This window comes from Streptomyces sp. NPDC006512 (genome assembly GCF_040611935.1).
In the GTDB taxonomy this organism is placed as follows: Bacteria; Actinomycetota; Actinomycetes; order Streptomycetales; family Streptomycetaceae; genus Streptomyces.
Map to the genome: position 1 here is coordinate 87,013 of NZ_JBEXPG010000019.1, position 24,062 is coordinate 111,074.

The following is a 24,062-nucleotide window of genomic DNA, read 5'->3' on the forward strand; positions in this document are numbered from 1 at the left end:
GCTGAAGGCCGGCGACACGCTGGCCCCGCTGGAGATACCCGTGACCCGCACCCTGATCGTCGCGGGCGCGATCGCCTCCCGCGACTACCAGGACGTGCACCACGACGCCGAGCTGGCGAGGCAGAAGGGCTCCCCCGACATCTTCATGAACATCCTGACCACCAACGGCCTGGTCGGCCGGTACGTGACCGACCGGCTGGGCCCGCACACCGTCCTGCGCAAGGTGGCCATCCGCCTGGGCGCCCCCAACTACCCGGGGGACACCATGACCCTCACCGGCACCGTGACCGCCCTCGACGGCGACACCGCCGAGATCGGGATCGTCGGCGCCAACGGCCTCGGCCGGCACGTCACCGGCACGGTCACCGTGACTCTGCGTCCGGGGAGCGCCGCATGAGCGTGCGTACCCGCGACGACCTCGGCGGCCGGGCCGCCATCGCCGGGATCGGGGCGACGGAGTTCTCCAAGGACTCCGGCCGCAGCGAGCTCAAGCTCGCCGTCGAGGCGGTGCACGCCGCCCTCGACGACGCCGGACTGACCCCCGCCGACGTGGACGGCATGGTCACCTTCACGATGGACACCAGCCCCGAGATCACCGTCGCCCAGGCGGCCGGCATCGGGGAGCTCTCCTTCTTCTCCCGGATCCACTACGGCGGCGGCGCGGCCTGCGCCACCGTCCAGCAGGCCGCACTGGCCGTCGCCACCGGCGTCGCGGAGGTGGTGGTGTGCTACCGCGCCTTCAACGAGCGCTCGGGCCGCCGCTTCGGCTCCGGCGTCCAGCAGCGCGAACCCTCGGCCGAGGGCGCGGCCCTCGGCTGGTCCCTGCCCTGGGGGCTGCTCACTCCGGCGTCCTGGGTGGCCATGGCCGCCCAGCGCTACCTGCACGCCTACCACCTCACCCCCGAGGCCTTCGGCCACGTCGCCGTCACCGACCGGCGGCACGCGGCGAACAACCCCGCCGCCTACTTCCACGGCAAGCCCATCACCCTGGCCGACCACGCCGCCTCGCGGTGGATCGTTGAACCGCTGCGGCTGCTGGACTGCTGCCAGGAGACCGACGGCGGCCAGGCGCTCGTCGTCACCACCACCGAGCGGGCCCGGGACCTGCGGCAGGCGCCGGCCGTGATCACCGCCGCCGCGCAGGGCGCCGGCCGCCGCCAGGAGGGGATGACCTCCTTCTACCGCGACGACCTCACCGGCCTGCCGGAGATGGACGTGGTCGCCCGCCAGCTGTGGCGGACCAGCGGGCTGCGTCCCTCGGACATCGACGTGGGCATCCTCTACGACCACTTCACCCCCTTCGTCCTCATGCAGCTGGAGGAGTTCGGCTTCTGCGGTCCCGGTGAGGCCGCCGACTTCGTGGCCGCCGACGCGCTGCCGCTCAACACCCACGGCGGCCAGCTCGGGGAGGCCTACCTGCACGGCATGAACGGCATCGCCGAAGCCGTCCGCCAGGTGCGCGGCACCTCCGTCAACCAGGCGGCGGGAGCGGAGCACGCCCTGGTCACCGCCGGAACCGGGGTCCCGACCTCCGGGCTGATCCTCGGCGCCGACCGCTGACCCACAGCCCCGGTGCGCCCCGACCCACGGGACGCACCGGGGTTCAGGCTCCGCAGAACGACTGGGTCCGCACGTACCCGCCCAGGTTCTCGTCGTCGGTGCCGAGCAGCGTCCCGTCGGCCCCGGGCAGGCATTCCACGGCCTCGACCTTGTACTGGGGGAAGGTCGCGAGCAGCCGCGCGGACGCCGTGAGGGTGACCCGTACGGTGCCCGCCGCCGACACGGTCACCCGGCCCGCGTCGCTCACCGCGGAGTCGAACGGGCCGTCGTCGCCGGCGTCGGCCGCCGAGCTCACGATGATCCGGCCGGAGCCGGTCACCGAGAGGTCGGAGACGTGCCGCGTTCCGTCCTCGGTGGGGTACGGCGCCCGGTACGGGCGGCGCGTCACCGAGCCGAACTGCGGTTGCCCCCACGGGGCGAACGTCAGGGGCGCCGCGTAGACGGTGGCCGGGCGGGCCGCGCCCGCTCCGCGGTCCGCCCACAGCGCGGCGAGCCTCCCGTTCTGCGAGACCAGCGCGAAGCTCTCGAAGTCGTCGCCCTCGCCGATCCCGGGCAGCGGGGCGTAGTAGACGACCGTCGCCGTGTCCCCGCTGACCCGCAGGCGGTAGACGATGCCGGTGCTCGCCAGTGCCACGTACTCGCCCGGCATCCCGGGGACCGCCTCGATGGCCTCCAGGTCGACGGGCTCCGCTCCGACCCAGGCGAGCGGGGAGACGTCTTCGGACTCCTCCCGGTGGGTGATCCGGGACAGCCGCGGCCGTCCGGAGCGCTTGTTGTCGTGCACGACCAGCGCGTGGACCCCGGAGCCGTCCTCGGTACGGCCCTCGTACGCGAGGCCGCTGACTCCGCTGAGGGTGTCGTCGCCGACCTTCTGCCAGGGGCCGTCCGCGGCCCCGGCCGGGGCCGCGCAGAGTACGGCCAGCAGCGTGGCCGCCGCGGAGAGCCAGGTCGTGCGGCGCAACATCGGAAGTTCCACTGGGGTCGCTCGCCTTCTTCGTCCGGCAGGCGCGAGAGCACGCGCCGGCGCCAGGTTATGGATCTTGGTGGGTGCGTTCCCAGCGGCGATTGGGCCGTTCGCCGGAGCGCGCGGGCGCACTCGGCGGGGGACGGTGGCGACCGCCGCCCTCCACCTTCAGGAGGTGGGACACGGCCCGGCCCTACAACCTGAGATGGACCCGCCTTCGGCACCTGCGGGCGATCCGGGGGGCGCCGTCCGCTTCTAGCGTGGAGCCATGACCACGCCTGTGTGCACGCTCGCCTCGAACCCGACGCCGTACCCGTCGTTCTCGGCGTACGTACGGACCCGCGGCACGGTCCTGATGCGCACCGCGCGCTCGCTCACCGCCAACCCGTGCGACGCCGAGGACCTGCTCCAGACGGCGCTCGCGAAGACGTACGTGGCCTGGGACCGCATCGAGGACCACCGCGCCCTGGACGGCTACGTCCGGCGGGCCCTGGTCAACACCCGTACTTCCCAGTGGCGCAAGCGCAAGGTGGACGAGTTCGTCTGCGACGAGCTCCCGGAGAGCGAGGAGCCGCCGGCCGCCGACCCCGCGGAGGCGCAGGCCCTGCGCGACGCGATGTGGCGCGCGGTGACCCGGCTGCCCGACCGGCAGCGGGCCATGGTGGTCCTGCGCTACTACGAGGACCTGAGCGAGGTGCAGACCGCCGAGGTGCTCGGAGTGTCGGTCGGCACGGTCAAGAGCGCCGTCTCCCGGGCCCTGGTCAAGCTCCGCGAGGACCCGGAACTCACCCCGGTGCGCTGAACGGCGCTGTTTCACGTGAAACAACCGCTGTTTCACGTGAAACAGCCCTTGTTTCACGTGAAACAGGAGGTCGGCCCCACACCGCCACACGCGACTGCGCACAGTGATCGGCAGAGCCGTTTGTACTCCCGGGTAGTGACATACCGCGTGGTACGTGCGCAGAATCTTCCCATTGTCGCGACGGAGCGACAGCGCCCACCGGGAGGACGCCCGTGCTCAGCACCATGCAAGAGGTACCGCTCAACATCAGCCGGATTCTGGAGCATGGCCGGAGGGTCCACGGCAAGTCCACCGTGACCACGTGGACGGGTGAGGCAGAGCCCCACCGCCGGACGTTCGCCGAGATCGGAGACCGCGCCGCACAGCTCGCCAACGCCCTGCGCGACGAACTGGGCGTCGAGCCCGGAACTGTTCTGGCGACACTGATGTGGAACAACGCGGAGCACGTGGAGGCCTACTTCGCGATCCCGTCCATGGGCGCGGTCCTGCACACGCTGAACCTTCGGCTGCCTCCCGAGCAGCTGGTCTACATCGTCAACCACGCCGCGGACCGGGTCGTCCTGGTCAACGGAACCCTGCTGCCGCTCCTCGCGCCGCTGCTGCCGCACCTGCCGACCGTGGAGCACGTCGTCGTCGCGGGCATCGGCGACCGCTCCGCGCTCGACGGCCTCGGCGTGCGCGTGCACGAGTACGAGGAGCTCATAGAGGGCCGCTCCACCCGCTACGACTGGCCCGAGCTGGACGAGCGCCAGGCCGCGGCCATGTGCTACACCTCCGGCACCACCGGGGATCCCAAGGGCGTCGTCTACTCCCACCGCTCCATCTACCTGCACTCCATGCAGGTCAACATGGCCGAGTCGATGGGTCTGAACGACAGGGACACCACCCTCGTCGTCGTCCCGCAGTTCCACGTGAACGCGTGGGGCCTCCCGCACGCCACCTTCATGACCGGCATCAACATGCTGATGCCGGACCGGTTCCTCCAGCCCGCCCCCCTCGCCGACATGATCGAGCGCGAGAAGCCCACCCACGCGGCGGCCGTCCCCACCATCTGGCAGGGGCTGCTCGCCGAGGTCACCGCCAACCCGCGCGACCTGACCTCGATGAAGCAGGTCACCATCGGCGGCGCGGCCTGTCCGCCCTCCCTGATGGAGGCCTACGACAAGCTCGGCGTCCGGCTGTGCCACGCCTGGGGCATGACGGAAACCTCCCCGCTCGGCACCATGGCGCACCCGCCCGCCGGGCTGAGCGCCGAGGAGGAGTGGCCCTACCGGGTCACCCAGGGCCGTTTCCCGGCGGGAGTCGAGGCCCGTCTCGTCGGCCCCGGCGGCGACCACCTGCCCTGGGACGGCGAGTCCGCGGGCGAGCTGGAGGTGCGCGGCACCTGGATCGCGGGCGCCTACTACGGGGGCGTTTCCGGCGAACCGGTCCGCCCCGATGACAAGTTCAGCGCCGACGGTTGGCTGAAGACCGGCGACGTCGGCGTGATCAGCCCCGACGGCTTCCTCACCCTGACCGACCGGGCCAAGGACGTCATCAAGTCGGGCGGCGAATGGATCTCCAGCGTCGAGCTGGAGAACGCGATCATGGCCCACCCGGAGGTCGCCGAGGCGGCGGTCGTCGCCGTCCCGGACGACAAGTGGGGCGAGCGCCCGCTGGCCACCGTCGTCCTCAAGGAGGGCGCCACCGTGGACTACGCGGGACTGCGCGCCTTCCTCGCCGGTTCGATCGCCCGGTGGCAGCTGCCGGAGCGCTGGGCCCTCGTCGAGGCGGTGCCCAAGACCAGCGTCGGCAAGTTCGACAAGAAGGTGATCCGCAAGCAGTACGCGGACGGCGCCCTGGACGTCACCACCCTCGCCTGACCGCCGTACCGGAGGGCGGGGCGGGTCAGCCGCGCGTGAGCCACGGCCGCAGCAGCCTGCTGACGGCGGGCATGGCCGCGTAGGTCATCAGGGTGCTGAAGACGACGGCGAACGCGGCCGTCCGCAGCACGAAGTGGAGGTCCACCAGGTACGGCCCGAGCACCGCGTTGCCGGCGAGCGAGATCGGGAAGATGGCCAGCCCCGAGCTGATCGCCATCTTCCACCGCGGCGGCGCGGGCCGGGTCGTACCCGGCTTGGCGAACCAGGTCTCCATGCCGTGCAGTTCGCGCCGGGCTATCTCGGTGTGGTGGTGGCCGAGGCAGTTCGAGAACCACTGCGCCCGCTCGGGCGAGTCCTGCCAGCGCTGGAACGCCTCCTGGTTGCGGAAGCGGTGCACGAGGAACCAGGGGCCGCCGTCCGCCGCGGGCCGGAACAGCCCGTACCCGAGGTGGTCCGGGAAGCCCGCCGCCGTCTCCAGGATCCCGTGCGCCCAGGCCTCGAACGTCTCCTCGTGGCCCGGGTCCACCTGCCGGGCTATCAGGAGGTTCACCTCGCCGTTGTCGGCGGGGACGGTCTGCTCGGACGTGTTGGTGAGGGCCATCGGCCCAGGATGACTAGTTGGTGCCGATCTTGGCCAGCAGGTCCACGATGCGGCCCTGCACGTCGGCGGTGGTGGCCCGCTCCGCGAGGAACAGCACGCTCTCCCCCGAAGCCAGCCGCGGCAGTTCGGACGCCTCGATCCCGGCGGTCGTGTAGACGACCAGCGGGGTGCGGTTCAGCTGCCCGTTCGCGCGCAGCCAGTCCACGATCCCGGCCCGCCGGCGCCGGACCTGCATCAGGTCCATGACCACCAGGTTGGGCCGCATCCGGGTCGCCAGTTCCACGGCGTCGGTGTCGGCGCCCGCCCGCGCCACCTGGAGGCCGCGCCGCTCCAGCGCCGCGGTCAGGGCGGTGGCGATCTCGACGTGCTCCTCGATCAGCAGTACCCGCGAGGGGTGCTGCTCGCTGTCGCGCGGCGCGAGCGCCTTCAGCAGCACGGCCGGATCCGCGCCGTACGCCGCCTCCCGCGTGGCATGGCCCAGCCCGGCCGTGACCAGGACGGGCACCTCGGCGGCCACCGCGGCCTGGCGCAGGGACTGCAGGGCGGTCCGGGTGATGGGACCGGTCAGCGGGTCGACGAACAGGGCGGCGGGGAAGGCCGCGATCTGTGCGTCGACCTCCTCACGGGAGTGCACGATCACGGGGCGGTAGCCACGGTCGCTGAGGGCCTGCTGGGTCTGCGCGTCGGGCGCGGGCCACACCAGCAGCCGACGCGGATTGTCCAGCGGCTCGGGGGGCAGCTCGTCGTCCACGGGCCGCGGTACGGGCCGGTTGACCACCTCGACGGCGCCACCGGGGCCGTCCAGCGGCTCCGGGCCCTCGGCGGAGCCCGCCTCGGGTGCCCCTATGGCGAAGGCGCGCCCCTGGGGGGCCGGTTCGGACAGCCGGCGCCGCCGGCCGGAACCGGATCCGCCCAGGCCCGCGCCGGAGGTGTCGCCCGCGCCGGGGTCGACGGAGATGCCCTGGCCCAGGGTGCCGAGCGCGCGCACGCTGATCGGCTGCGCGGCGGCCGCCGGGGCGTCACCGGGCCGACGGGCACCGGGCAGAGCGGCGGGGCCGGGGGCCTCGTCGTCCTCGGCGGCGGTACGGGCCGCGGGGACGGGCCAGGCCGGGGCGGCGGGCAGCCCGCGGCGCCGGCCGGTCGGGTGCGCGGGGTCCTCGGCGCCCTCGGCGGCGGCCTCGGGGGTCTCCGGCTCGGCGCCGGCGGGAGCGCCGAGCACCCGGCGGCCACGGCGGCCGCCCGGCCCGTCGGCGTCGGCCTCGGCGGGAGCGGGGGCCCCGCCGGCCATGGCGGGGGTCTGCGGGGAGGCGGGGGCCGGCCCGGCGGGCAGTGCGAAGCCGCCCTCGGGCGCGAGGGGCCGGGGCGTGGCGGGGGCCGCGAGCCCGGCCGCCGGTACGGGACCGCCGGGCTGCGCGGGCGCGGCGGGCGGACCGCCCAGCGCCCGGCGGCGTCCGGCCGGATGCTCGGTCACCGGAACCGGGGGCACCGCCGGTACGGGCGGCAGCGCCGGCATGCCGGTGCCCTGCGGGGGCACGGGCCGGCCGGCCCCGCCCCGCGCGGCGTCCGCGCTGCCGTCGCCGTCCCGGCCGCGCCGGCGCCCGGTACCGAGTCCGGCGGGGTTCACCGGGGACTGCGCGAGCTCCGCCGGACCGGAGTCGGCGGGGCTGCCGTCCGCCCGGCGCCGCCCCGACGGCAGCGCGAGCGCGCCCCCGCCGTCACGGGCCCCGGGGTCCTTCGCCCCGTCCGCCCCGTCCTCCAGGAAGGCGTCGACTCCGCGCCGGGCCCGCCGCCCGCCGGGACCGGGGGCGCCGTCGCCGCCCTCGGGAGCCGGCGGCTCCTCGGGGGGCTCCGGCAGGGTCACCGTCCCGGCACCCGTCCCGAGCGGCAGCTCCAGTACGTACGCCCCGCCGGGCGCGCCCGGAACCTCCACCGTCTGCAGGACCCCGCCGTGCGCGGCGACGATGCCCCGTACGACCGGCTCGTGCACGGGGGTGCCGCCCTCGTGCGGGCCGCGCACCTCGATCCGTACGACCTCGCCGCGCTGGGCGGCCGCGACCACGATGGTCGAGTCGCCGTAGCCGCTGCCCTGGGCGGTCTTGCCGGTGGCGTCCACCCCGGCGACATCGGCGACCAGGTGCGCGAGGGCGGTCGCGATGCGCTCCGCGTCCACCTCGGCCTCGATGGTCGGGGCGTGGACGGCGAACTGCACCCGGCCGGGGCCGATCAGCTCGACGGCGCCGTCGATGCCGGCCGCGACGACCGTGTTGATCAGGACATTCTTCTTCTTGAGCTTTTCGGCGCCGGCGTCGAGCCGCTGGAAGGCGAGCACGTTGTCGACCAGCGCGGTCATCCGCGAGTACCCGGCGGCCAGGTGGTGCAGCAGCTGGTTGGCCTCGGGCCACAGCTGTCCCGCGTCGTCGGCGGCCAGGGTGGCCAGTTCGCCGCGCAGTTCGTCGAGGGGGCCGCGCAGGGACTCGCCGAGGACGGCCAGCAGCTGGGCGTGGCGCGCGGCGAGGGCGTCGTAGGCCCGCCGGTCGGTGAAGGTCATGACGGCGCCGACGAGGAGTTCCCCGTCCCGTACGGGCGAGGTGGTCAGGTCGACGGCCACGGGCTGTCCGGCCTTGTTCCACAGCACCTGCCCGCGGACGCGGTGCTTGCGGCCGCTGCGCAGGGTGTCGGCGAGCGGGGACTCGTCGAAGGGGAAGGGGGAGCCGTCGGCGCGCGAGTGCTGGACCAGCCCGTGCAGCTCGCGGTTGCCGAGGTCGGTGGCGCGGTAGCCGAGGATCTGCGCGGCGGCCGGATTGACGAGGACGACCCGGCCCTCGGTGTCCGTGCCGACGACGCCTTCGGCGGCGGCCCGCAGGATCATCTCGGTCTGCCGCTGGGAGCGGGCCAGCTCGGCCTCGGTGTCGACGGTCTCGGAGAGGTCCCGTACGACGAGCATCAGCAGCTCGTCACCGGTGTAGGCGGGCTGGGGCTCGCGGTAGGCGTCGCGGCCGTCGAGGTGGGCGCTGGTGACCTCGACGGGGAACTCGGTGCCGTCGGTGCGGCGCGCCGTCATCCGCTTGGGCTTGGAGCGGCCCTCGTCGTTGTCGCCGGGCCGGCGCATCGATCCGGGGATCAGCTTGGAGTCGAACTCCGGCAGCAGGTCCAGTACGCCGCGTCCGACGAGCCCGGTGCCGGGACTCTCCATGACCGCGAGGGCGATCGAATTCGCGTTGACGACCGTGCCGTTGGCGTTGACGAGCAACAGCGCGTCCGGAAGGGCGTCGAGTATTGCTGCGAGGCGAGCAGCGCCTCGGGATGGCCTGCTGCTCACGACGAGCTTCCTCCCTGACCACGACTACCGGCATGTCACGGGAGGAGTCTAAGGGCACCGTCCCGCGGCGAGGTGGCGGATGGACGGGGGAAACCGTGCATCCGCCGCATCCTCCCAGGTCAGGCACTCGCACTCGGAAGCACAGGTTCCAGGTCGTTCCACCGGGCGATGTCGCATCCGTTCTTCCGGCGGAAGGTGCTGTCCACCTTCTCTCCGCGCCAGGTTCCGGTGACGCGGGCGGTCGCGGGACCGCCGTTCTGGAAGGTGCAGAGCTGCCGCTTCGGCTCGGGGGCGAAGGGGTTCTTGCCCTGCCGGGCGAACTCGTCGAGGCGGGCGCAGGCCTTCTTCGCCTCTGGGTGGCTGCCGCCGACGGGGTCGCACTCCAGCCGGTACTCGCCGTCGAGGAGGCGGTTGCCGGTGTCGGACACGGCGATGGTGAGCCGGTCGGGGGCGGCCGTCAGCAGCCGTGCCACCGGCAGGGACGGCAGCGGTGGCAGGGGGCCGGCGACCGCGGCGGCCAGGGCTGAGGTGACGGCGAAGGCGGCGAGACGCAGCATGGGGCACTCCAGGTCGTCCGTACGTCGTACGCCTCACCAACGACGCGCGCGCTCCGACGTTGCGTGCGGCCCCGGGGGTGTGCGGCGGACGTGTGCCGCACGTGTGTGCCGTCCCGGGGTGCGCGCACGCGGCTTTCGAGGCGGGGGGCTTAAGGCTTTGCCCTGCGGGCCCGGCTCCTTGTACCGTGGGAGCGGATTGGTGAGCGGCCCTGCGGCTGTGTCATCATCTGCACGCACCCTCGTACGCGGGGGTGTGCTGGAGGCGTCGCCTAGTCCGGTCTATGGCGCCGCACTGCTAATGCGGTTTGGGGCTTACCCCCCATCGAGGGTTCAAATCCCTCCGCCTCCGCACTCACGAAGCCCCGGTCCTCACGGACCGGGGCTTCGGTGCGTTCGGGGCACCTCGATCGGTTCGGCTCGCCTCGGCCGGGTCACCTCGGTCGGCTCGCCTCGGTCGGGTCGCACGCGCATCGGGCCGCTCGCGCGGGCTCCGGCGCGGCGACGGGCCCTGGAGGGTTTCGGCCGCCCCTGCGGGGGTAGCGCGAGCGCGGACCAGGCTTCCCCGAAGACGTACGGACGATCTTCTTCCGGGGCGTTTCCGCAGGTCAGGCGTGGTGGAGCTAATGGATTTCGCGTCCCGCCGAGGTCCATGTATTGTTGTTCTCGCAAGGCCAACGGGGCGCAAAACCCCGAGAAGCCCAAGCACTCGTAGCTTAACGGATAGAGCATCTGACTACGGATCAGAAGGTTGCAGGTTCGAATCCTGCCGAGTGCACAGCAAGCGAAGGCCCCCCGGACATCGTCCGGGGGGCCTTCGGCGTCAGCCGGTACGCCCTCGCCCCCAGCCCCCGAGGACTGCGCATGACCGTGCACACCGCCACTCCGCTCACGCGGACGATCTCCGCGCCCGAGCGGGTCTGGTACGCCTCGTACGGGTCGAACATGCACGTGGACCGCCTCGCGGCGTACATCGCCGGCGGCACCCTGCCAGGGGCGGAGCGCGTCTATCCGGGCTGCCGCGACCACCGGGGGCCGGAGCGTTCCCTCGCGGTGGAGCTGGAGGGCTGCCTCTACTTCGCCACGGAGTCCACCGTGTGGACGGGAGGCCGGGCGTTCTACGACCCGACGGCTCCCGGGCTGACGCGGGCGCGGGCGCACCTGGTGACGCCGGAGCAGATGTCCGACATCGCCGCCCAGGAGATGTACGAGGAGCCCGGCACGGACCTGGACCTGACGAAGGTGCTGCGCGACGGCCGCGACGAGGTGGGACCGGGACGGTACGAGACCCTGATCTGCCCGGGGGAGATCGAGGGCGTCCCCGTCCTGACGTTCACCGCGCCGTGGACCCTGCGGGACGTCGAGGTGCGCGCCCCGTCCGCCGCGTACCTGCGCTACCTGGCCGGCGGCCTGTTGCAGTCGGGGCCGTGGGAAGAGCCCGGGATCGCCGCGTACTTGTCCTCCCGCCCCGGCGCCGCGGGGCAGTGGACCGCAGAGCGGGTACTGGACCTGCTCAGGGGCGGCAGCGGCTGACGTCCGGGCCGGAAGGTCCACCCCGACGGCCTTTGCGGTGCTTTGACATCGCCGTCGCTAGCCTTCGGAGGACAGCTGATCGTTTCGAACTTTCGAGGGGGGACCCATGGGTCTGTTCGGGAACGCGCACACCGTCGATCCGGTGTCGGCGCAGCGGGACTACGCCCGGCTGCTCGGCAACGGCGAGCAGGTGCACGCCGCCTACCTGCTGATCCGGGACACGATCCTGTTCACCGACCGGCGCCTGGTGCTGGTCGACAAGCAGGGGCTCACGGGCAAGAAGGTGGAGTACCACTCGATCCCGTACCGGAGCATCACGCACTTCTCCGTGGAGACCGCCGGTCACTTCGATCTCGACGCCGAGCTCAAGATCTGGATATCGGGCACGTCGGCACCGATCGAGAAGACCTTCACCAAGGGCGTCGACATCTACGAGGTGCAGGCGATCCTGACCCAGTTCGTCGCCCGCTGACGGCCACCGCGGCCGGGGCGGCGCGAAGGCGGCCCCGGCCGCGGCCGCCGGTCAGGCGAGGACGCGCGGCAGGCCCGTCACCGACATCACCAGCGAGTAGAGCGAGGTGGTGGCGGTGATGAAGAGACGGTTGTTCTTCGGGCCGCCGAAGGCGATGTTCGAGACGGGCTCCGGGACGCGCAGGCGGCCGATGAGGTCGCCGTCCGCCGCGTAACAGTGCACGCCCGCGTCCATCGCGGCCGCCCACAGCCGGCCCTCGTCGTCGAAGCGGATGTTGTCCGGCCGGGGGCAGGTGGCGAAGACGCGGTCGCCGCTCAGCGTGCCGTCCGCGCCGACCTTGAAGGCGCGGATGTGGCCCGCGCGGGTGTCCGAGGCGTAGAGCTCGCTCTCGTCCGGGGAGAAGACCAGGCCGTTCGGGCCGAGGAAGCCGTCCGCGACGAGGCGGACCTCGCCGGTGGCCGGGTCGGCGCGGTAGAGGTTGCAGGCGCCGATCTCGCTCGGCGCCCGGTGGCCCTCGTAGTCGTTGGTGATGCCGAAGTCGGGGTCCGAGAACCAGATCGAGCCGTCCGAGCGGACCACCGCGTCGTTCGGGCTGTTGAGGCGCTTGCCGTCCCAGCGGTCGGCGATGACGGTGATCCGGCCGTCGTGCTCGGTGCGGGTGACGCGGCGGTTGCCCTGCTCACAGGTGATCAGACGGCCCTCGCGGTCGAGGGTGTTGCCGTTGGAGTGGCCCGCCGGGGAGCGGAACTCCGAGACCGCGCCCGTGACCTCGTCCCAGCGCAGCATCCGGTCGTTCGGGATGTCGCTCCACACCAGCTGGCGCCAGGCCGGCAGGTACAGCGGCCCCTCGGCCCAGCGGCAGCCGTCGTACAGCCGCTCCAGGCGCATGTCGCCGTTGGCGCAGCGTCCCGTGCGGAAACGGTCGTCCAGGACCTCGTACAAACTACGGTCAGCGATACCTGACATTCTTCCCCCTGAAGTCCGATCCACCGAATTGTGTTCGGTGTGATGGTGAGATTGCAGGATCCGGTACCGTCTTCGCAAGAGCCGACGGCTCAGTGAGAGGAAGATCGCGTGGACGAGATCGACCGGGCGCTCGTCCTGCGCCTCCAGCAGGACGCGGGCCAGTCGTACGCCGCCCTCGGCACCGCCGTCGGGCTGTCGGCGGGGGCGACCCACGAACGCGTGCGCAAGCTCCGCGAGCGCGGGGTCATCCGGCGGACCACCGTCGACGTCGACCCGGCCGCCGTGGGCAGCGGGGTGCTCGCCTACGTGATGGTCGACTCCCGTACCTGGATGGGCGAGTCCGGGCCGGCCTTCGAGGCGATCCCGGAGATCCAGGAGGCCCACGTCATCGCGGGCAGCGCCTCCGTCCTGGTCAAGGTCCGCACCTCCTCGACCGGGCAACTGCAGGACGTGCTGCGCCGGCTGTACGCGATCGACGGGGTCAGCGGCACGCACGCCACCGTCGTCCTGGACACCTTCTTCGAGCGGCCGCTCCCGCTGTGACCTGGCGGTGCACCGGCATCCGGTGGGACGGCGGGCGCCCCGCGATGGGATGGACCGGCCCCGCGGACCGCGTCAGCCCGCTCGCCCCCGGTCAGCGCCTCGCCTTCACCGCCCGGGGCGAGCGGCGCTGCCTGGGCGTGCGCCGGGCCGGGAAGCGGACCCCCTGCCCCACCGGCCTGGCCGTCCCGGGCCGCGTCGGGAACGCCCAGTGCCCCGAGTGCGCCCGCCTGGACCGGTCCTTCTCCGTCGCCGCCGACACCAACGCCGCCGATCCGCGCACCTACCGCGTCTACCTGGCGTGGTTCGGGCCGGACACCGTCAAGGTCGGCATCACCGCCGAGGAACGCGGCCCGGCCCGGCTCCTGGAACAGGGCGCGGTGACCTGGGCCTGGCTGGGGCGGGGCCCGCTGATGGCCGCGCGCCGCACCGAGGAGCTGCTGCGCGCCGCCCTCGGCGTGCCGGACCGGATCGCCTACGCCCGCAAGCGCGCCCTGCGCGGGCTGCTGCCGCCGGAGCCCGAGCGGGCCCGGGAGGTCGCCGCACTGCACGCCCGGGCCGTCGCGCTGCCCGGCTGGCCGGAGTCCCTGGACCGCGTGGAATGCGCCGTCGCCGACCACGCCGGGCCGTTCGGGCTGGCCGGACTGCCCGCCCCGGCCCGGGCGATCACGGAGATGGTGCCCGGCGGGACGGTGGTGGGCCTGCTGGCGGGCGCGGCCGGCCCCGACCTGCACTTCACCGACGGGCTCGTGGTGGACGCCCGGCTGCTGGCCGGCTGGGAACTGACCGCCGCTCCCGAGGGCGCGGTCACCGACGTACCGCTCGCGGAAATCGCCCCGCCGGGGCCCGCGGCGGGCCAGGACGGGCTGTTCTGACCCCTGACCCCTGACCCCTGATCCCCGACCCCTGGGCCATGCCTTTGCGGCCGCGCCCGCCGAGGTCGTGATCAAGGTCAAAACTTGGATCCCTTTGGCCTTCCGGGCCCGATTCCGGTGGACATGCCGAAGCGGTCCGCAGAGGGTGGTGGGCATGAGCATCCAGCCTGTTCCGGCATTCGAACCGCCTTACGTGATGGCCGTCTTCAGCAATGTCCGCACCCCCGACGACAGCGGATATCCGGAGACCAACGCCCGGATGAACGAGATCGTCGCGGAGAACCCGGGCTTCCTCGGCTACGAGTCCGCCCGGACTCCCGGCGGCCTCGGCATCACCGTCGCCTACTTCCGCGACCACGAGTCCCTCACCGTCTGGAGAGAGGACATGGAGCACCAGGCGGCCATGAAACAAGGCCGCGCCCACTGGTACGACAGCTACACCCTGCACGTCGCGACGGTCGAGCGGAGCCACGGCTTTGCCCGCAACGGCTGAGGCGGTCCGCGCCTTCCGCGAACGGCTCGGTCTGCCCGGACTGGTCGACGTGCACACGCACTTCATGCCCGAGCGTGTCCTGGCCAAGGTGTGGGACTACTTCGACGCGGCCGGCCCGCTGACCGGCGTCGCGTGGCCCATCACCTACCGCCACGAGGAGGAGCAGCGGCTGGCCCTGCTGAGGGAGTTCGGCGTACGGGCCTTCACCGCGATGGTCTACCCCCACAAGCCCGCCATGGCCGCCTGGCTCAACTCCTGGGCCGCCGGTTTCGCCGCCCGCACCCCCGACTGCCTGCACACCGCGACCTTCTTCCCGGAGGAGGGGGTGAGCGCGTACGTAGACCGGGCCCTCGACGCCGGGGCCCGCGTCTTCAAGGCCCACCTCCAGGTCGGCGGGTACGACCCGAACGACGAACTGCTCGACCCGGTCTGGGGGATGCTGACCGAGGCCGGGACCCCCATCGTGATCCACTGCGGTTCGGGACCCGCTCCGGGCAAGCACACCGGCCCCGGACCCGTCGCCCGGCTGCTGGCCCGCCACCCCCGGCTGCCGCTGATCGTCGCGCACATGGGCATGCCCGAGTACGACGCCTTCCTGGACCTGGCCGACCGGTACCCCGAGGTCCGCCTCGACACCACCATGGCCTTCACCGACTTCTCCGAGCGCTTCAGCGCCTTCCCGCCCGCGGACGTCGCCCGGCTCGCGGACCTCGGGGACCGCATCCTGCTGGGCACCGACTTCCCGAACATCCCCTACCCCTACGAGCACCAGCTGGAGGCCCTGGAACGCCTCGGCCTCGGCGACGACTGGCTGCGCGCGGTCTGCCACGACAACGGCGCCCGCCTGTTCCGCCTCCACTCCTGAAACCGGCCCGGGGCCCGTCCCCTAAGCCCGCCCCGTGACCCTACGGCCGCGCCGGCGATTCTCAGGAGATTCACAGGAAGGCGCAAGAACGCTCTCAGAGGCGGCGGCCAGCGTGAACCCATGACTGCGACGACCACCTCCCACGCGTCCACGTCCACCGGCAACCCGACGGCCCTCGTGCGCCCCGACGGCGGACCCTGCCGGGTCCTCGTCGTCGACGACGAGGCCTCCCTCTCCGAGCTGCTGTCCATGGCCCTGCGCTACGAGGGCTGCGAGGTCCGCAGCGCGGGCGACGGGGCGGGCGCAGTACGGGCGGCGCGGGAGTTCCGCCCGGACGTGGTCGTACTCGACATCATGCTCCCGGACATGGACGGGCTGGCCGTCCTCGGACGGCTGCGGCGGGAGATCCCGCACGTCCCGGTGCTGTTCCTGACGGCCAGGGACTCGGTCGAGGACCGGATCGCGGGCCTGACCGCCGGCGGCGACGACTACGTCACCAAGCCCTTCAGCCTGGAGGAGGTCGTCGCCCGGCTGCGCGGCCTGGTCCGCCGCTCGGGGGCGGCCCAGGCCGCGCGCGGCGGATCCGTGCTCGCCGTGGGTGACCTGCGGCTCGACGAGGACAGCCACGAGGTGGTCCGGGGCGGCCAGGAGGTCCACCTGACCGCCACCGAGTTCGAGCTGCTGCGCTACCTCATGCGCAACCCGCGCCGGGTGCTCAGCAAGGCCCAGATCCTGGACCGCGTCTGGTCCTACGACTTCGGCGGCCAGGCCAACGTGGTGGAGCTCTACATCTCCTACCTGCGCCGCAAGCTGGAGGCGGGCACCGGCCTGCCCCCGCTGATCCACACCCGGCGCGGCGCCGGTTACCTGATCAAGCCGGCCGAGTAGTGCCTGTACGCCCCTCCCGGCCGGTACGCCTTCCCCGGCCCGGCCGCCCCTCACGGCCCAGCCGCCGGCCGTGGTCCCTGCGGACCCGGCTGGTGGTCTCGGCGGTGGCGCTGATCGCCGTGGTCGGCGCGGCCATCGGCACCGTCACCACCCTCGCCCTGCGCTCCTACCTGACCGACCGGCTCGACGAGCAGCTCGGCGTCTCCGTCGACATGGCCGTGCGCGGCCCCGGCGCGGGCAAGGCCGCCCGCGACAACAGCCTCGGCTTCGTCCTGGCCCCCGGCAACCCGCAGAACACCGCCGGGGTCCGCCTCGACCCCGCCGGGAAGGTCCTCGGTACCGCCCGCAGCTCACCCGCCGACGGCTCCGCCCCCGACCACCTGCGCGCCCTGTCCGAGGCCCAGACCGAAGCCCTGGCCGGGGTCGCGCGCAAGGCCGCGCGGGGCAGCACCGCCCCCGTGGACCTGGAGCTCCCCGGCCTCGGCGGCTACCGGGCGCAGACCGCACCCGGCGGGAGCCTCGTCCTCGCGATCCCGCTGCGCGACGTGGACCGTACGGTGCACACCCTGATCGGCGTCGAGGTCTCCGTCACCCTCGCCGGGCTGATCGCGGCCTCCCTCGCCGGACAGGCCCTCGTCGGGGTCGCCCTGCGGCCGCTGCGCCGGGTCGCCGCCACCGCCACCCGCGTCTCCGAACTCCCCCTGCACAGCGGGGAACCCGCCCTGCACGAACGGGTCCCCGACGCCGAGGCCGACCCCCGTACCGAAGTGGGCCAGGTCGGCGCGGCCCTCAACCGGATGCTGGGCCACGTCTCCTCCGCCCTCACCGCCCGCCAGGAGAGCGAGACCCGCGTCCGCCAGTTCGTCGCCGACGCCAGCCACGAGCTGCGCACCCCGCTCGCATCCATCCGCGGCTACGCCGAACTCACGCGCCGGGGACGGGAGGAGACCGGCCCCGACACCCGGCACGCGCTGGGCCGCATCGAGTCGGAGGCCACCCGGATGACCGGCCTCGTCGAGGACCTCCTGCTGCTGGCCCGGCTCGACGCCGGCCGCCCGCTGCCCGGCTCCGCCGCCGACACCGACCTCGCCCCCCTCGTCGTGGACGCCGTCAGCGACGCCCGGGCCGCCGGGCCGGGCCACCACTGGAGACTCGACCTTCCCGCCGAGCCCGTACCCGTGCACGCCGATCCGGCCCGGATCCAGCAGGTGCTGGTGAACCTCCTCGCCAATGCCCGCACCCACACCCCGCCCGGGACGACCGTCACCGCCCGTGTTTCACGTGAAACATCCGCCGTCCGGCTGCTGATCGAGGACAACGGGCCCGGCATCCCGCCCCAGCTGCTGCCCCACGTCTTCGAACGGTTCGCCCGCGGTGACGCCTCCCGCTCCCGCGCGGCGGGCTCCACGGGCCTCGGACTCGCCATCGTCCACGCCGTGGTCTCGGCGCACGGCGGCCGCGTCGGCGTGCGCAGCGAACCCGGCCGGACCTCCTTCGAAGTGCGCCTCCCGCTCGCCGCGGCCACCCACGCACAGTCGGGTCACACGCAGTCGGGTCACGCACGGGCGGGTCACGCACAGCCGGGTCCCACGCAGTCGAGTCACGCGCAGCCGGGGCACTCACGGGCGGGTCACTCACAGACGGGTCACAGGCTCACCACACAGCGGTGACAGGGCGCCCCGCGAGGGTCGTCCCATGTCAACCGACGCCTCTCCCGGGGCCCTTCCGGCACGGGCGCCCCTCGCGCCCCTGCCCGGTGTGCCCGTGCTCGACGTGGTGATCCCGGTCTTCAACGAGGAGAAGGACCTGGGCCCCTGCGTTCGCCGGCTGCACGCCCACCTCACGCGCACCTTCCCCTACCCCTTCCGCATCACCATCGCCGACAACGCCAGCACCGACCGCACCCCCGAGGTCGCGGCCGCCCTCGCAGTCGGCTGCGCCGAGGTGCGCAGCACACGGCTGGAGGAGAAGGGCCGCGGCCGCGCCCTGCGCACCGTCTGGTCCCGGTCGGAGGCGCCCGTCCTCGCGTACATGGACGTGGACCTCTCCACCGACCTGAACGCGCTCCTGCCCCTGGTCGCCCCGCTGATCTCCGGTCACTCCGACCTGGCGATCGGCACCCGGCTCGCCCGCTCCTCGCGGGTGGTCAGGGGAGCGAAGCGGGAGTTCGTCTCGCGGGCCTACAACCTGCTGCTGCGCTCCTCCCTCGCCGCCCGCTTCAGTGACGCCCAGTGCGGTTTCAAGGCCATCCGCCGGGAGGTGGCCGAGCGTCTGCTGCCGCTCGTGGAGGACTCCGGCTGGTTCTTCGACACCGAACTGCTGGTGCTGGCCGAGCGGGCCGGGCTGCGGATCCACGAGGTGCCGGTGGACTGGGTGGACGACCCGGACTCCACGGTCCACATCGCGCGCACCGCCGCCGAGGACCTCAAGGGGGTCTGGCGGGTGGGCCGGGCCCTGGCCGTCGGCGCGCTCCCGCTGGACCGGCTCGCCCGCCCCTTCGGGGACGATCCGCGCGACCGGACGGCCCTGCCCGGGGTCCCGCGCGGCCTGGCCCGTCAGCTCCTCGGCTTCTGCGCCGTCGGGGTCCTGAGCACGCTGCTCTACCTGCTGCTCTACTCCGCCCTGCGCGCGGTGGCCGGACCGCAGGGCGCGAACGCGGTGGCCCTGCTGCTGTGCGCGGTCGCCAACACCGCCGCCAACCGGCGGCTCACCTTCGGCGTGCGCGGCCGGGCCCGGGCGATCCGCCACCAGGCGCAGGGGCTGGTGGTGTTCGGCATCGGGCTGGCGCTGACCAGCGGTTCCCTCGCCGCGCTCGGGGCGGCCAGCGCCGAGCCCTCGCACGGCACCGAACTCGCCGTCCTGATCACGGCGAACCTCGCCGCGACCGTGCTGCGGTTCCTGCTCCTGCGGTCCTGGGTCTTCCCCGACCCGGCGCCCCGCGCCACGACCGACCCGGCCGGCCCGGCCACCTCGACGACCCCGACCACCCCGCCGGCCCCGACCACCCCGACGACCCAGGAGGGCCCGTGACCACGGCCGTACTGCCGCTCTTCCCGCCCGCCGCACCCGTACCCGTACCCGGGACCGTCCGGGCGGCGGCCGAGCGGCCCCGCTGGGAGCGGCCCGCGTACACCGCCCTGCTCCTGTGCACGGCCCTGCTGCTGCTGTGGAACCTGGGGGCCTCGGGCTACGCCAACTCCTTCTACTCCGCCGCAGTCCAGGCCGGTTCGGAGAGCTGGAAGGCCTTCTTCTTCGGCTCCTCCGACGCCGGGAACTCCATCACCGTCGACAAGCCCCCCGCCGCCCTGTGGCCGATGGCGCTGTCCGTACGGCTCTTCGGACTCGGCGCCTGGCAGATCCTCGTGCCGCAGGCCCTGATGGGCGTGGGCACCACCGCGGTCCTGTACGCCTCCGTACGCCGCCAGTTCGGACCGGCCGCGGCCCTGCTCAGCGGCGCCGCGTTCGCGCTCACGCCCGTCGCCGCGCTGATGTTCCGCTTCAACAACCCGGACGCGCTGCTGACCCTGCTGCTGACCGTCACCGTGTACTGCGTCCTGCGGGCCCTGGAGGGCGCGCACACCCGGTGGCTGGTCTGGGCCGGCGTCGCGGTCGGCTTCGCCTTCCTGACGAAGACCCTCCAGGCCTTCGTCGTCCTGCCGCCGCTCGCCCTGCTGTACGCCGTCTGCGCGCCGGCCCGGCTGCGTCGCCGCCTGGGCCAGCTGCTGCTCGCGGGGCTGGCCGCGGTGGTGGCCGGCGGCTGGTGGGTGGCGGTCGTGGAGCTGTGGCCCGCCGCGTCCCGCCCGTACATCGGCGGCTCCCAGAACAACTCCTTCCTGGAGCTGACCCTCGGCTACAACGGCCTGGGCCGGATCAACGGGAACGAGACCGGCAGCGTCGGCGGTGGCGGCGGGCGCGCCGGTGGTGGCGGTGGGGGCTGGGGGGAGACCGGTGTCGACCGGCTCTTCTCGGCCAATGTGGGCGGTCAGATCTCCTGGCTGCTGCCCGCCGCCCTGGTCATGCTGGTCGCCGGGCTGGTGATCACCTGGCGGGCCCGCCGGGCCACCGACTCGCTGGAGGCCATGGCCCGCGCGGCGTTCCTGGCCTGGGGCGGAGGCCTGCTGATCACGGCCCTCGTCTTCAGCTTCATGCAGGGCATCTTCCACGAGTACTACACCGTCGCACTGGCCCCGTTCGCGGCCGCGCTGACCGGGATGGGCGTGGGCGTGCTGTGGGAGGAGCGGAGCTCCCGGGCGGCCGCGCTGACCCTGTCCGGAACCCTGGCCCTGACCGCGTACTGGTCCTTCGTGCTGCTCGGCCGCGCCTCCGGTTACCTGCCGGGGCTGCGCTGGGCGGTGCTGGTGGCGGGTGTGCTCGCGGCGGCGGCCCTGCCCTTCGCCGCCCGCTTCGGCCGCCGGGCCCTGCGCGCGACGGCGGCGCTGGGGCTGGCGGCGGCGCTGGCCGGGCCGTTCGCGTACTGCCTGACCACCGTGAGCACCGGCCACACGGGCTCCATCGTGACGGCCGGACCGGCCGTGGCGGGCGGCCGGGGCGGTCCGGGGGCCCCGGGCGGCCCCGGCGGAACGCGGCCGGGCTTCGGCCCCGGCGGCGAGGCCCCGCCCGGGGGCGGTACGGCCGGTGCGCGGGGCGGGGACGGCCGGGGCACCGTACGCGCCGACGGCCGGGTCGGCCCGGGCGGCCCGGGTACCGGCGGCGGCCCCGGCGGCGGTGCGGGCGGCCCCGGCGGGCTGCTGGGCGGGACCCGGGTCGGGGCCGAGGCGGAGGCCGCGCTGCGTGCGGACGCCGGCCGGTACACCTGGGCGGCGGCCGCCATCGGATCGCAGAACGCGGCGAGTTACCAGCTGGCTTCGGGGGAGCCGGTCATGGCGATCGGCGGCTTCAACGGCAGCGACCCCTCCCCGACCCTGGAGCAGTTCCAGGCGTACGTGAAGTCGGGCCGGATCCACTGGTTCATCGCCCAGCCCGGAGCACAGCCCGAAGCCCAGCCCGGGGCCGAGGCCGGAGCCCAGTCCGGACCCCAGCCCGGAGCCCAGTCCGGAGCGGGTGGGCAGACCCGGCCCGGTGCCGGTACGGGGGACGGCGGCGGTCCCGGAGGAGGAGGCGGCGGCGCCCGCCCCGGCGGGGCCGCCGGATCCGCCATCGAGAACTGGGTGAAGGCGAACTTCGAGCCCACCACCATCGGCGGGACCACCTTCTACGACCTGACCGGCGCGTCCTGATCCGACCGGCACGGTGGAGGCACCCCCTAGCATCAAGAGGGCGGACCGGGCATTCCGGGCTGATCCCCCTGTGGTGAGGAGGGTGCCTCCATGGTGACCGAGGCCGATCCGGACGAGGCCAGGAGCAGTGTGTGGCTGGCCGTCAGGCCCGCGGCCCCCGTCAGACGCCGCAGCGAGGCCCCGTCCGGGCTGGACCGGGACCGGATCACGGCCGCCACCGTGCGGCTGCTCGACGCCGAAGGGCTGTCCCGCTTCTCCATGCGCCGCCTGGCCGCGGAACTCGGCGTCACGGCCATGTCCCTGTACTGGTACGTGGACACCAGGCACGATCTGCTCGAACTCGCCCTGGACAGCGCCCTGGGCGGGCTGCGGCTCCCGGCCGGACCGGCCGCGCGGGAGGACTGGCCGGACCGGCTGCGGATCCTGGCCCGCGGCTACCGGGGGCTCCTGGCGGAGCATCCGTGGGTGGCCCCGCTCAGCGCCGCCTACCCGAACATCGGCCCGCACGCGCGGGCCTTCGACGCGGCGCTGCAACGCCTGCTGGACGCCGCAGGCCTGGTGGGCACCGGTCGCACCGGCGCCCACCTGGCCCTCTCGCAGTTCCTGACCGGCTCCGGCCTGAACGGCTGCGGGGGTTCGGGCCGCAGGGCGCCCGAGGCGGACTTCGGCCTGGCCCTCGACGTCCTGATCGCGGGCATCGAGGCCAAGGCCGCCGACCGCACGGGACGCCGGGGTCACGACACTCCCTAGTGCCGTGACCGGAAAGGTCCACCGGGTCGCGACCCGGCAAACCTTCCCGGCCACGGCACCAGTGCCGTGGCCTTTCCGGTCGCGGCACTAGGACCCGGCCGGAGCCTCGGCCGTCTTCTTCAGCGCGTCGGCCGGAGCCTGCGCCGGGTCCGCCGGGGCGGACGTGGTGGAACCCGCGGCCGTCGGGGCGTGCGCGGCCGGCTTCGACTTGAGCGCGACCTCCTTGATGAACAGCACCAGCACCAGGGAGAGCAGCGCGAACGGGGCGGCGTAGAGGAAGACGTCGCCGACGCCGTGGCCGTACGCGGACTCGATGACGGTCCGGAACGGCGCGGGCAGCTTGTCGAGGTCGGGGATCCCGCCCCCGGCGGTGCCGCCGTGTCCCATGGCCGCGGCCTTCGGGCCGAGGGCGGTGAGGCCGTCCTGGACGTAGTGGGTGACGCGGTTGGCCATGACCGCACCGAGCGCCGAGACGCCCATGGCGCCGCCGAGGGAGCGGAAGAAGGTGACGACGGAGCTGGCCGCGCCGAGGTCCTCGGGGGCCACCTGGTTCTGGGTGGCGAGGACCAGGTTCTGCATCATCATGCCGAGGCCGAGGCCGGTCAGCGCCATGTAGACGGCGATGTGCCAGTACGGGGTGTCGTAGCGCAGGGTGCCCAGCAGGCCGAGTCCCGCGGTGAGGAGCACGCCGCCGGAGACCAGCCAGGCCTTCCACTTGCCGGTCTTGGTGATGACCTGGCCGGAGACGGTGGAGGAGACGAAGAGACCGCCGATCATCGGGATGGTCAGGACGCCGGACATGGTGGGGGACTCGTTGCGGGCCAGCTGGAAGTACTGGCTGAAGAAGACCGTGCCGGAGAACATCGCGATGCCGACGAAGAGCGAGGCCGCCGAGGCCAGGCTGATGGTCTTGTTGCGGAACAGCCGCAGCGGGATGATCGGGTCGCTCGCACGGGACTCGACGAGGACGAAGAGCAGGCCGAGCGCCACCGCGCCGCCGGTCATCGCCCAGGTCTGCCAGGAGATCCAGGCGTAGGAGTCACCGGCCTGCGTGACCCAGATCAGCAGCAGCGAGACCGAGCCGCTGATCAGGAAGGCGCCCAGCCAGTCGACCTTGACGTCCCGGCGGACGACCGGGAGGTGCAGGGTCCGCTGGAGCACGATCAGCGCGATGATCGCGAAGGGCACGCCGACGTAGAAGCACCAGCGCCAGCCCAGCCAGTCGGTGTCGGTGATGACGCCGCCGAGGAGCGGGCCGCCGACGGTGGCGACGGCGAAGACCGCACCGAGGTAGCCGCTGTAGCGGCCGCGCTCGCGCGGGGAGATCATCGCGGCCATCACGATCTGGGCGAGGGCGGAGAGGCCGCCGACACCGATGCCCTGGACGACGCGGCAGGCGATGAGCATGCCGGTGTTCTGGGACAGGCCGGCGACGACGGAGCCCAGGACGTAGATGACGAGGGATATCTGGACGAGCAACTTCTTGCTGAAGAGGTCGGACAGCTTGCCCCAGAGCGGGGTCGCGGCCGTCATCGACAGCAGGGCCGCGGTCACGACCCAGGTGTAGGAGGACTGGGTGCCGCCGAGGTCGCTGATGATCTGGGGCAGTGCGTTGGAGACGATCGTCGAGGACAGGATCGCCACGAACATGCCGAGCATCAGCCCGGACAGCGCCTTCATGATCTGGGGGTGGGTCATGGGCGCGCCGTCGGACGTGGTCTCCGACCGGCCGCCTTCCCGCACACCGGTGGGTGTGGTCGTAGCCATGCGTTTCCTTAGTA

21 protein-coding genes and 2 tRNA genes are annotated in these 24,062 nt (G+C 73.4%); 17 read left to right on the forward strand and 6 right to left on the reverse strand.

The annotated features are described in order from the left end of the window. The first annotated feature begins 1 nt into the window (after position 1). Both ABZZ17_RS15685 and ABZZ17_RS15690 read left to right on the forward strand, forming a co-directional pair. On the forward strand, positions 2-397 hold the full coding sequence (locus ABZZ17_RS15685; protein WP_356876251.1) for a MaoC family dehydratase: 396 nt from the start codon (positions 2-4) through the stop codon (positions 395-397). Then, positions 394-1,560 (forward strand): lipid-transfer protein, encoded by a 1,167-nt coding sequence (locus tag ABZZ17_RS15690; RefSeq protein ID WP_356876149.1) that lies wholly within the window; start codon positions 394-396, stop codon positions 1,558-1,560. The genes ABZZ17_RS15685 and ABZZ17_RS15690 overlap by 4 nt, the downstream gene beginning before the upstream one ends. Before the next feature lie 43 nt (positions 1,561-1,603). Here the strand turns inward: ABZZ17_RS15690 and ABZZ17_RS15695 are convergent, their stop codons facing one another. Further along, on the reverse strand, positions 1,604-2,524 hold the full coding sequence (locus ABZZ17_RS15695; protein ID WP_356876151.1) for a hypothetical protein: 921 nt from the start codon (positions 2,522-2,524) through the stop codon (positions 1,604-1,606). A 268-nt stretch (positions 2,525-2,792) separates the two neighbouring features. On the opposite strand from ABZZ17_RS15695, the gene ABZZ17_RS15700 reads away from it, so the two are divergent. Then, positions 2,793-3,326 (forward strand): SigE family RNA polymerase sigma factor, encoded by a 534-nt coding sequence (locus ABZZ17_RS15700; RefSeq protein ID WP_356876153.1) that lies wholly within the window; start codon positions 2,793-2,795, stop codon positions 3,324-3,326. Between the two features lie 212 nt (positions 3,327-3,538). Continuing rightward, on the forward strand, positions 3,539-5,188 hold the full coding sequence (locus ABZZ17_RS15705) for a long-chain fatty acid--CoA ligase (protein WP_356876155.1): 1,650 nt from the start codon (positions 3,539-3,541) through the stop codon (positions 5,186-5,188). A 25-nt stretch (positions 5,189-5,213) separates the two neighbouring features. Here the strand turns inward: ABZZ17_RS15705 and ABZZ17_RS15710 are convergent, their stop codons facing one another. The 3 genes from ABZZ17_RS15710 to ABZZ17_RS15720 form a co-directional block, all read right to left on the reverse strand. Next, the gene (locus ABZZ17_RS15710) at positions 5,214-5,789 is read right to left on the reverse strand and encodes an antibiotic biosynthesis monooxygenase (RefSeq protein WP_356876157.1); all 576 of its coding nucleotides are present in this window, start codon (positions 5,787-5,789) and stop codon (positions 5,214-5,216) included. Positions 5,790-5,802: 13 nt separating this feature from the next. Continuing rightward, entirely contained in the window at positions 5,803-9,108 is a 3,306-nt protein-coding gene (locus ABZZ17_RS15715; protein WP_356876159.1) for a PAS domain-containing protein, read from the reverse strand. Between the two features lie 119 nt (positions 9,109-9,227). Next, positions 9,228-9,665 carry an SSI family serine proteinase inhibitor gene (locus ABZZ17_RS15720; RefSeq protein ID WP_356876161.1) on the reverse strand — a complete coding sequence of 146 codons (438 nt, stop codon included), beginning with the start codon at positions 9,663-9,665 and terminating at the stop codon, positions 9,228-9,230. 258 nt (positions 9,666-9,923) lie between these two features. Between ABZZ17_RS15720 and ABZZ17_RS15725 the strand changes: the two genes are divergently transcribed. The 4 genes from ABZZ17_RS15725 to ABZZ17_RS15740 all read left to right on the forward strand — a co-directional run bounded on the left by ABZZ17_RS15725 (position 9,924) and on the right by ABZZ17_RS15740 (position 11,667). Further along, positions 9,924-10,014 (forward strand) — tRNA-Ser (locus ABZZ17_RS15725). Between the two features lie 353 nt (positions 10,015-10,367). Continuing rightward, positions 10,368-10,440: transfer RNA gene (locus ABZZ17_RS15730), tRNA-Arg, on the forward strand. 86 nt (positions 10,441-10,526) lie between these two features. Continuing rightward, positions 10,527-11,195, forward strand: coding sequence for a histone deacetylase (locus tag ABZZ17_RS15735; protein ID WP_356876163.1), 669 nt, complete (start codon positions 10,527-10,529; stop codon positions 11,193-11,195). Between the two features lie 106 nt (positions 11,196-11,301). After that, entirely contained in the window at positions 11,302-11,667 is a 366-nt protein-coding gene (locus ABZZ17_RS15740) for a PH domain-containing protein (RefSeq protein ID WP_356876165.1), read from the forward strand. Positions 11,668-11,718: 51 nt separating this feature from the next. Here the strand turns inward: ABZZ17_RS15740 and ABZZ17_RS15745 are convergent, their stop codons facing one another. Then, positions 11,719-12,633, reverse strand: coding sequence for an SMP-30/gluconolactonase/LRE family protein (locus ABZZ17_RS15745; RefSeq protein WP_356876167.1), 915 nt, complete (start codon positions 12,631-12,633; stop codon positions 11,719-11,721). 108 nt (positions 12,634-12,741) lie between these two features. Here ABZZ17_RS15745 and ABZZ17_RS15750 point away from each other — a divergent pair, with 108 nt between their 5' ends. From ABZZ17_RS15750 to ABZZ17_RS15790, 9 genes are all read left to right on the forward strand, one after another. After that, positions 12,742-13,176 carry an Lrp/AsnC family transcriptional regulator gene (locus tag ABZZ17_RS15750; RefSeq protein ID WP_356876169.1) on the forward strand — a complete coding sequence of 145 codons (435 nt, stop codon included), beginning with the start codon at positions 12,742-12,744 and terminating at the stop codon, positions 13,174-13,176. Positions 13,177-13,220: 44 nt separating this feature from the next. Then, positions 13,221-14,048 carry a DUF2797 domain-containing protein gene (locus ABZZ17_RS15755; RefSeq protein ID WP_356876171.1) on the forward strand — a complete coding sequence of 276 codons (828 nt, stop codon included), beginning with the start codon at positions 13,221-13,223 and terminating at the stop codon, positions 14,046-14,048. A gap of 154 nt (positions 14,049-14,202) precedes the next feature. Then, a complete protein-coding gene (locus ABZZ17_RS15760) occupies positions 14,203-14,541 on the forward strand; it encodes an antibiotic biosynthesis monooxygenase (RefSeq protein ID WP_356876173.1) in 339 nt (112 codons plus the stop codon). Next, positions 14,525-15,406, forward strand: coding sequence for an amidohydrolase family protein (locus ABZZ17_RS15765; protein ID WP_356876175.1), 882 nt, complete (start codon positions 14,525-14,527; stop codon positions 15,404-15,406). The genes ABZZ17_RS15760 and ABZZ17_RS15765 overlap by 17 nt, the downstream gene beginning before the upstream one ends. Before the next feature lie 120 nt (positions 15,407-15,526). Next, positions 15,527-16,294, forward strand: coding sequence for a response regulator transcription factor (locus ABZZ17_RS15770; RefSeq protein WP_356876177.1), 768 nt, complete (start codon positions 15,527-15,529; stop codon positions 16,292-16,294). 77 nt (positions 16,295-16,371) lie between these two features. Beyond that, entirely contained in the window at positions 16,372-17,964 is a 1,593-nt protein-coding gene (locus ABZZ17_RS15775) for a HAMP domain-containing sensor histidine kinase (protein ID WP_356876253.1), read from the forward strand. A 25-nt stretch (positions 17,965-17,989) separates the two neighbouring features. Further along, positions 17,990-19,324 carry a glycosyltransferase gene (locus tag ABZZ17_RS15780; protein ID WP_356876179.1) on the forward strand — a complete coding sequence of 445 codons (1,335 nt, stop codon included), beginning with the start codon at positions 17,990-17,992 and terminating at the stop codon, positions 19,322-19,324. A gap of 11 nt (positions 19,325-19,335) precedes the next feature. Beyond that, positions 19,336-21,531 (forward strand): glycosyltransferase family 39 protein, encoded by a 2,196-nt coding sequence (locus tag ABZZ17_RS15785; RefSeq protein WP_356876255.1) that lies wholly within the window; start codon positions 19,336-19,338, stop codon positions 21,529-21,531. Positions 21,532-21,621: 90 nt separating this feature from the next. After that, positions 21,622-22,281: a TetR/AcrR family transcriptional regulator C-terminal domain-containing protein gene (locus ABZZ17_RS15790; protein WP_356876181.1), complete on the forward strand. Its 660-nt coding sequence runs from the start codon at positions 21,622-21,624 to the stop codon at positions 22,279-22,281. Positions 22,282-22,368: 87 nt separating this feature from the next. Here ABZZ17_RS15790 and ABZZ17_RS15795 read toward each other — a convergent pair whose 3' ends face one another. Further along, positions 22,369-24,048, reverse strand: coding sequence for an MDR family MFS transporter (locus ABZZ17_RS15795; protein ID WP_356876183.1), 1,680 nt, complete (start codon positions 24,046-24,048; stop codon positions 22,369-22,371). Between the last annotated feature and the right edge of the window lie 14 nt (positions 24,049-24,062).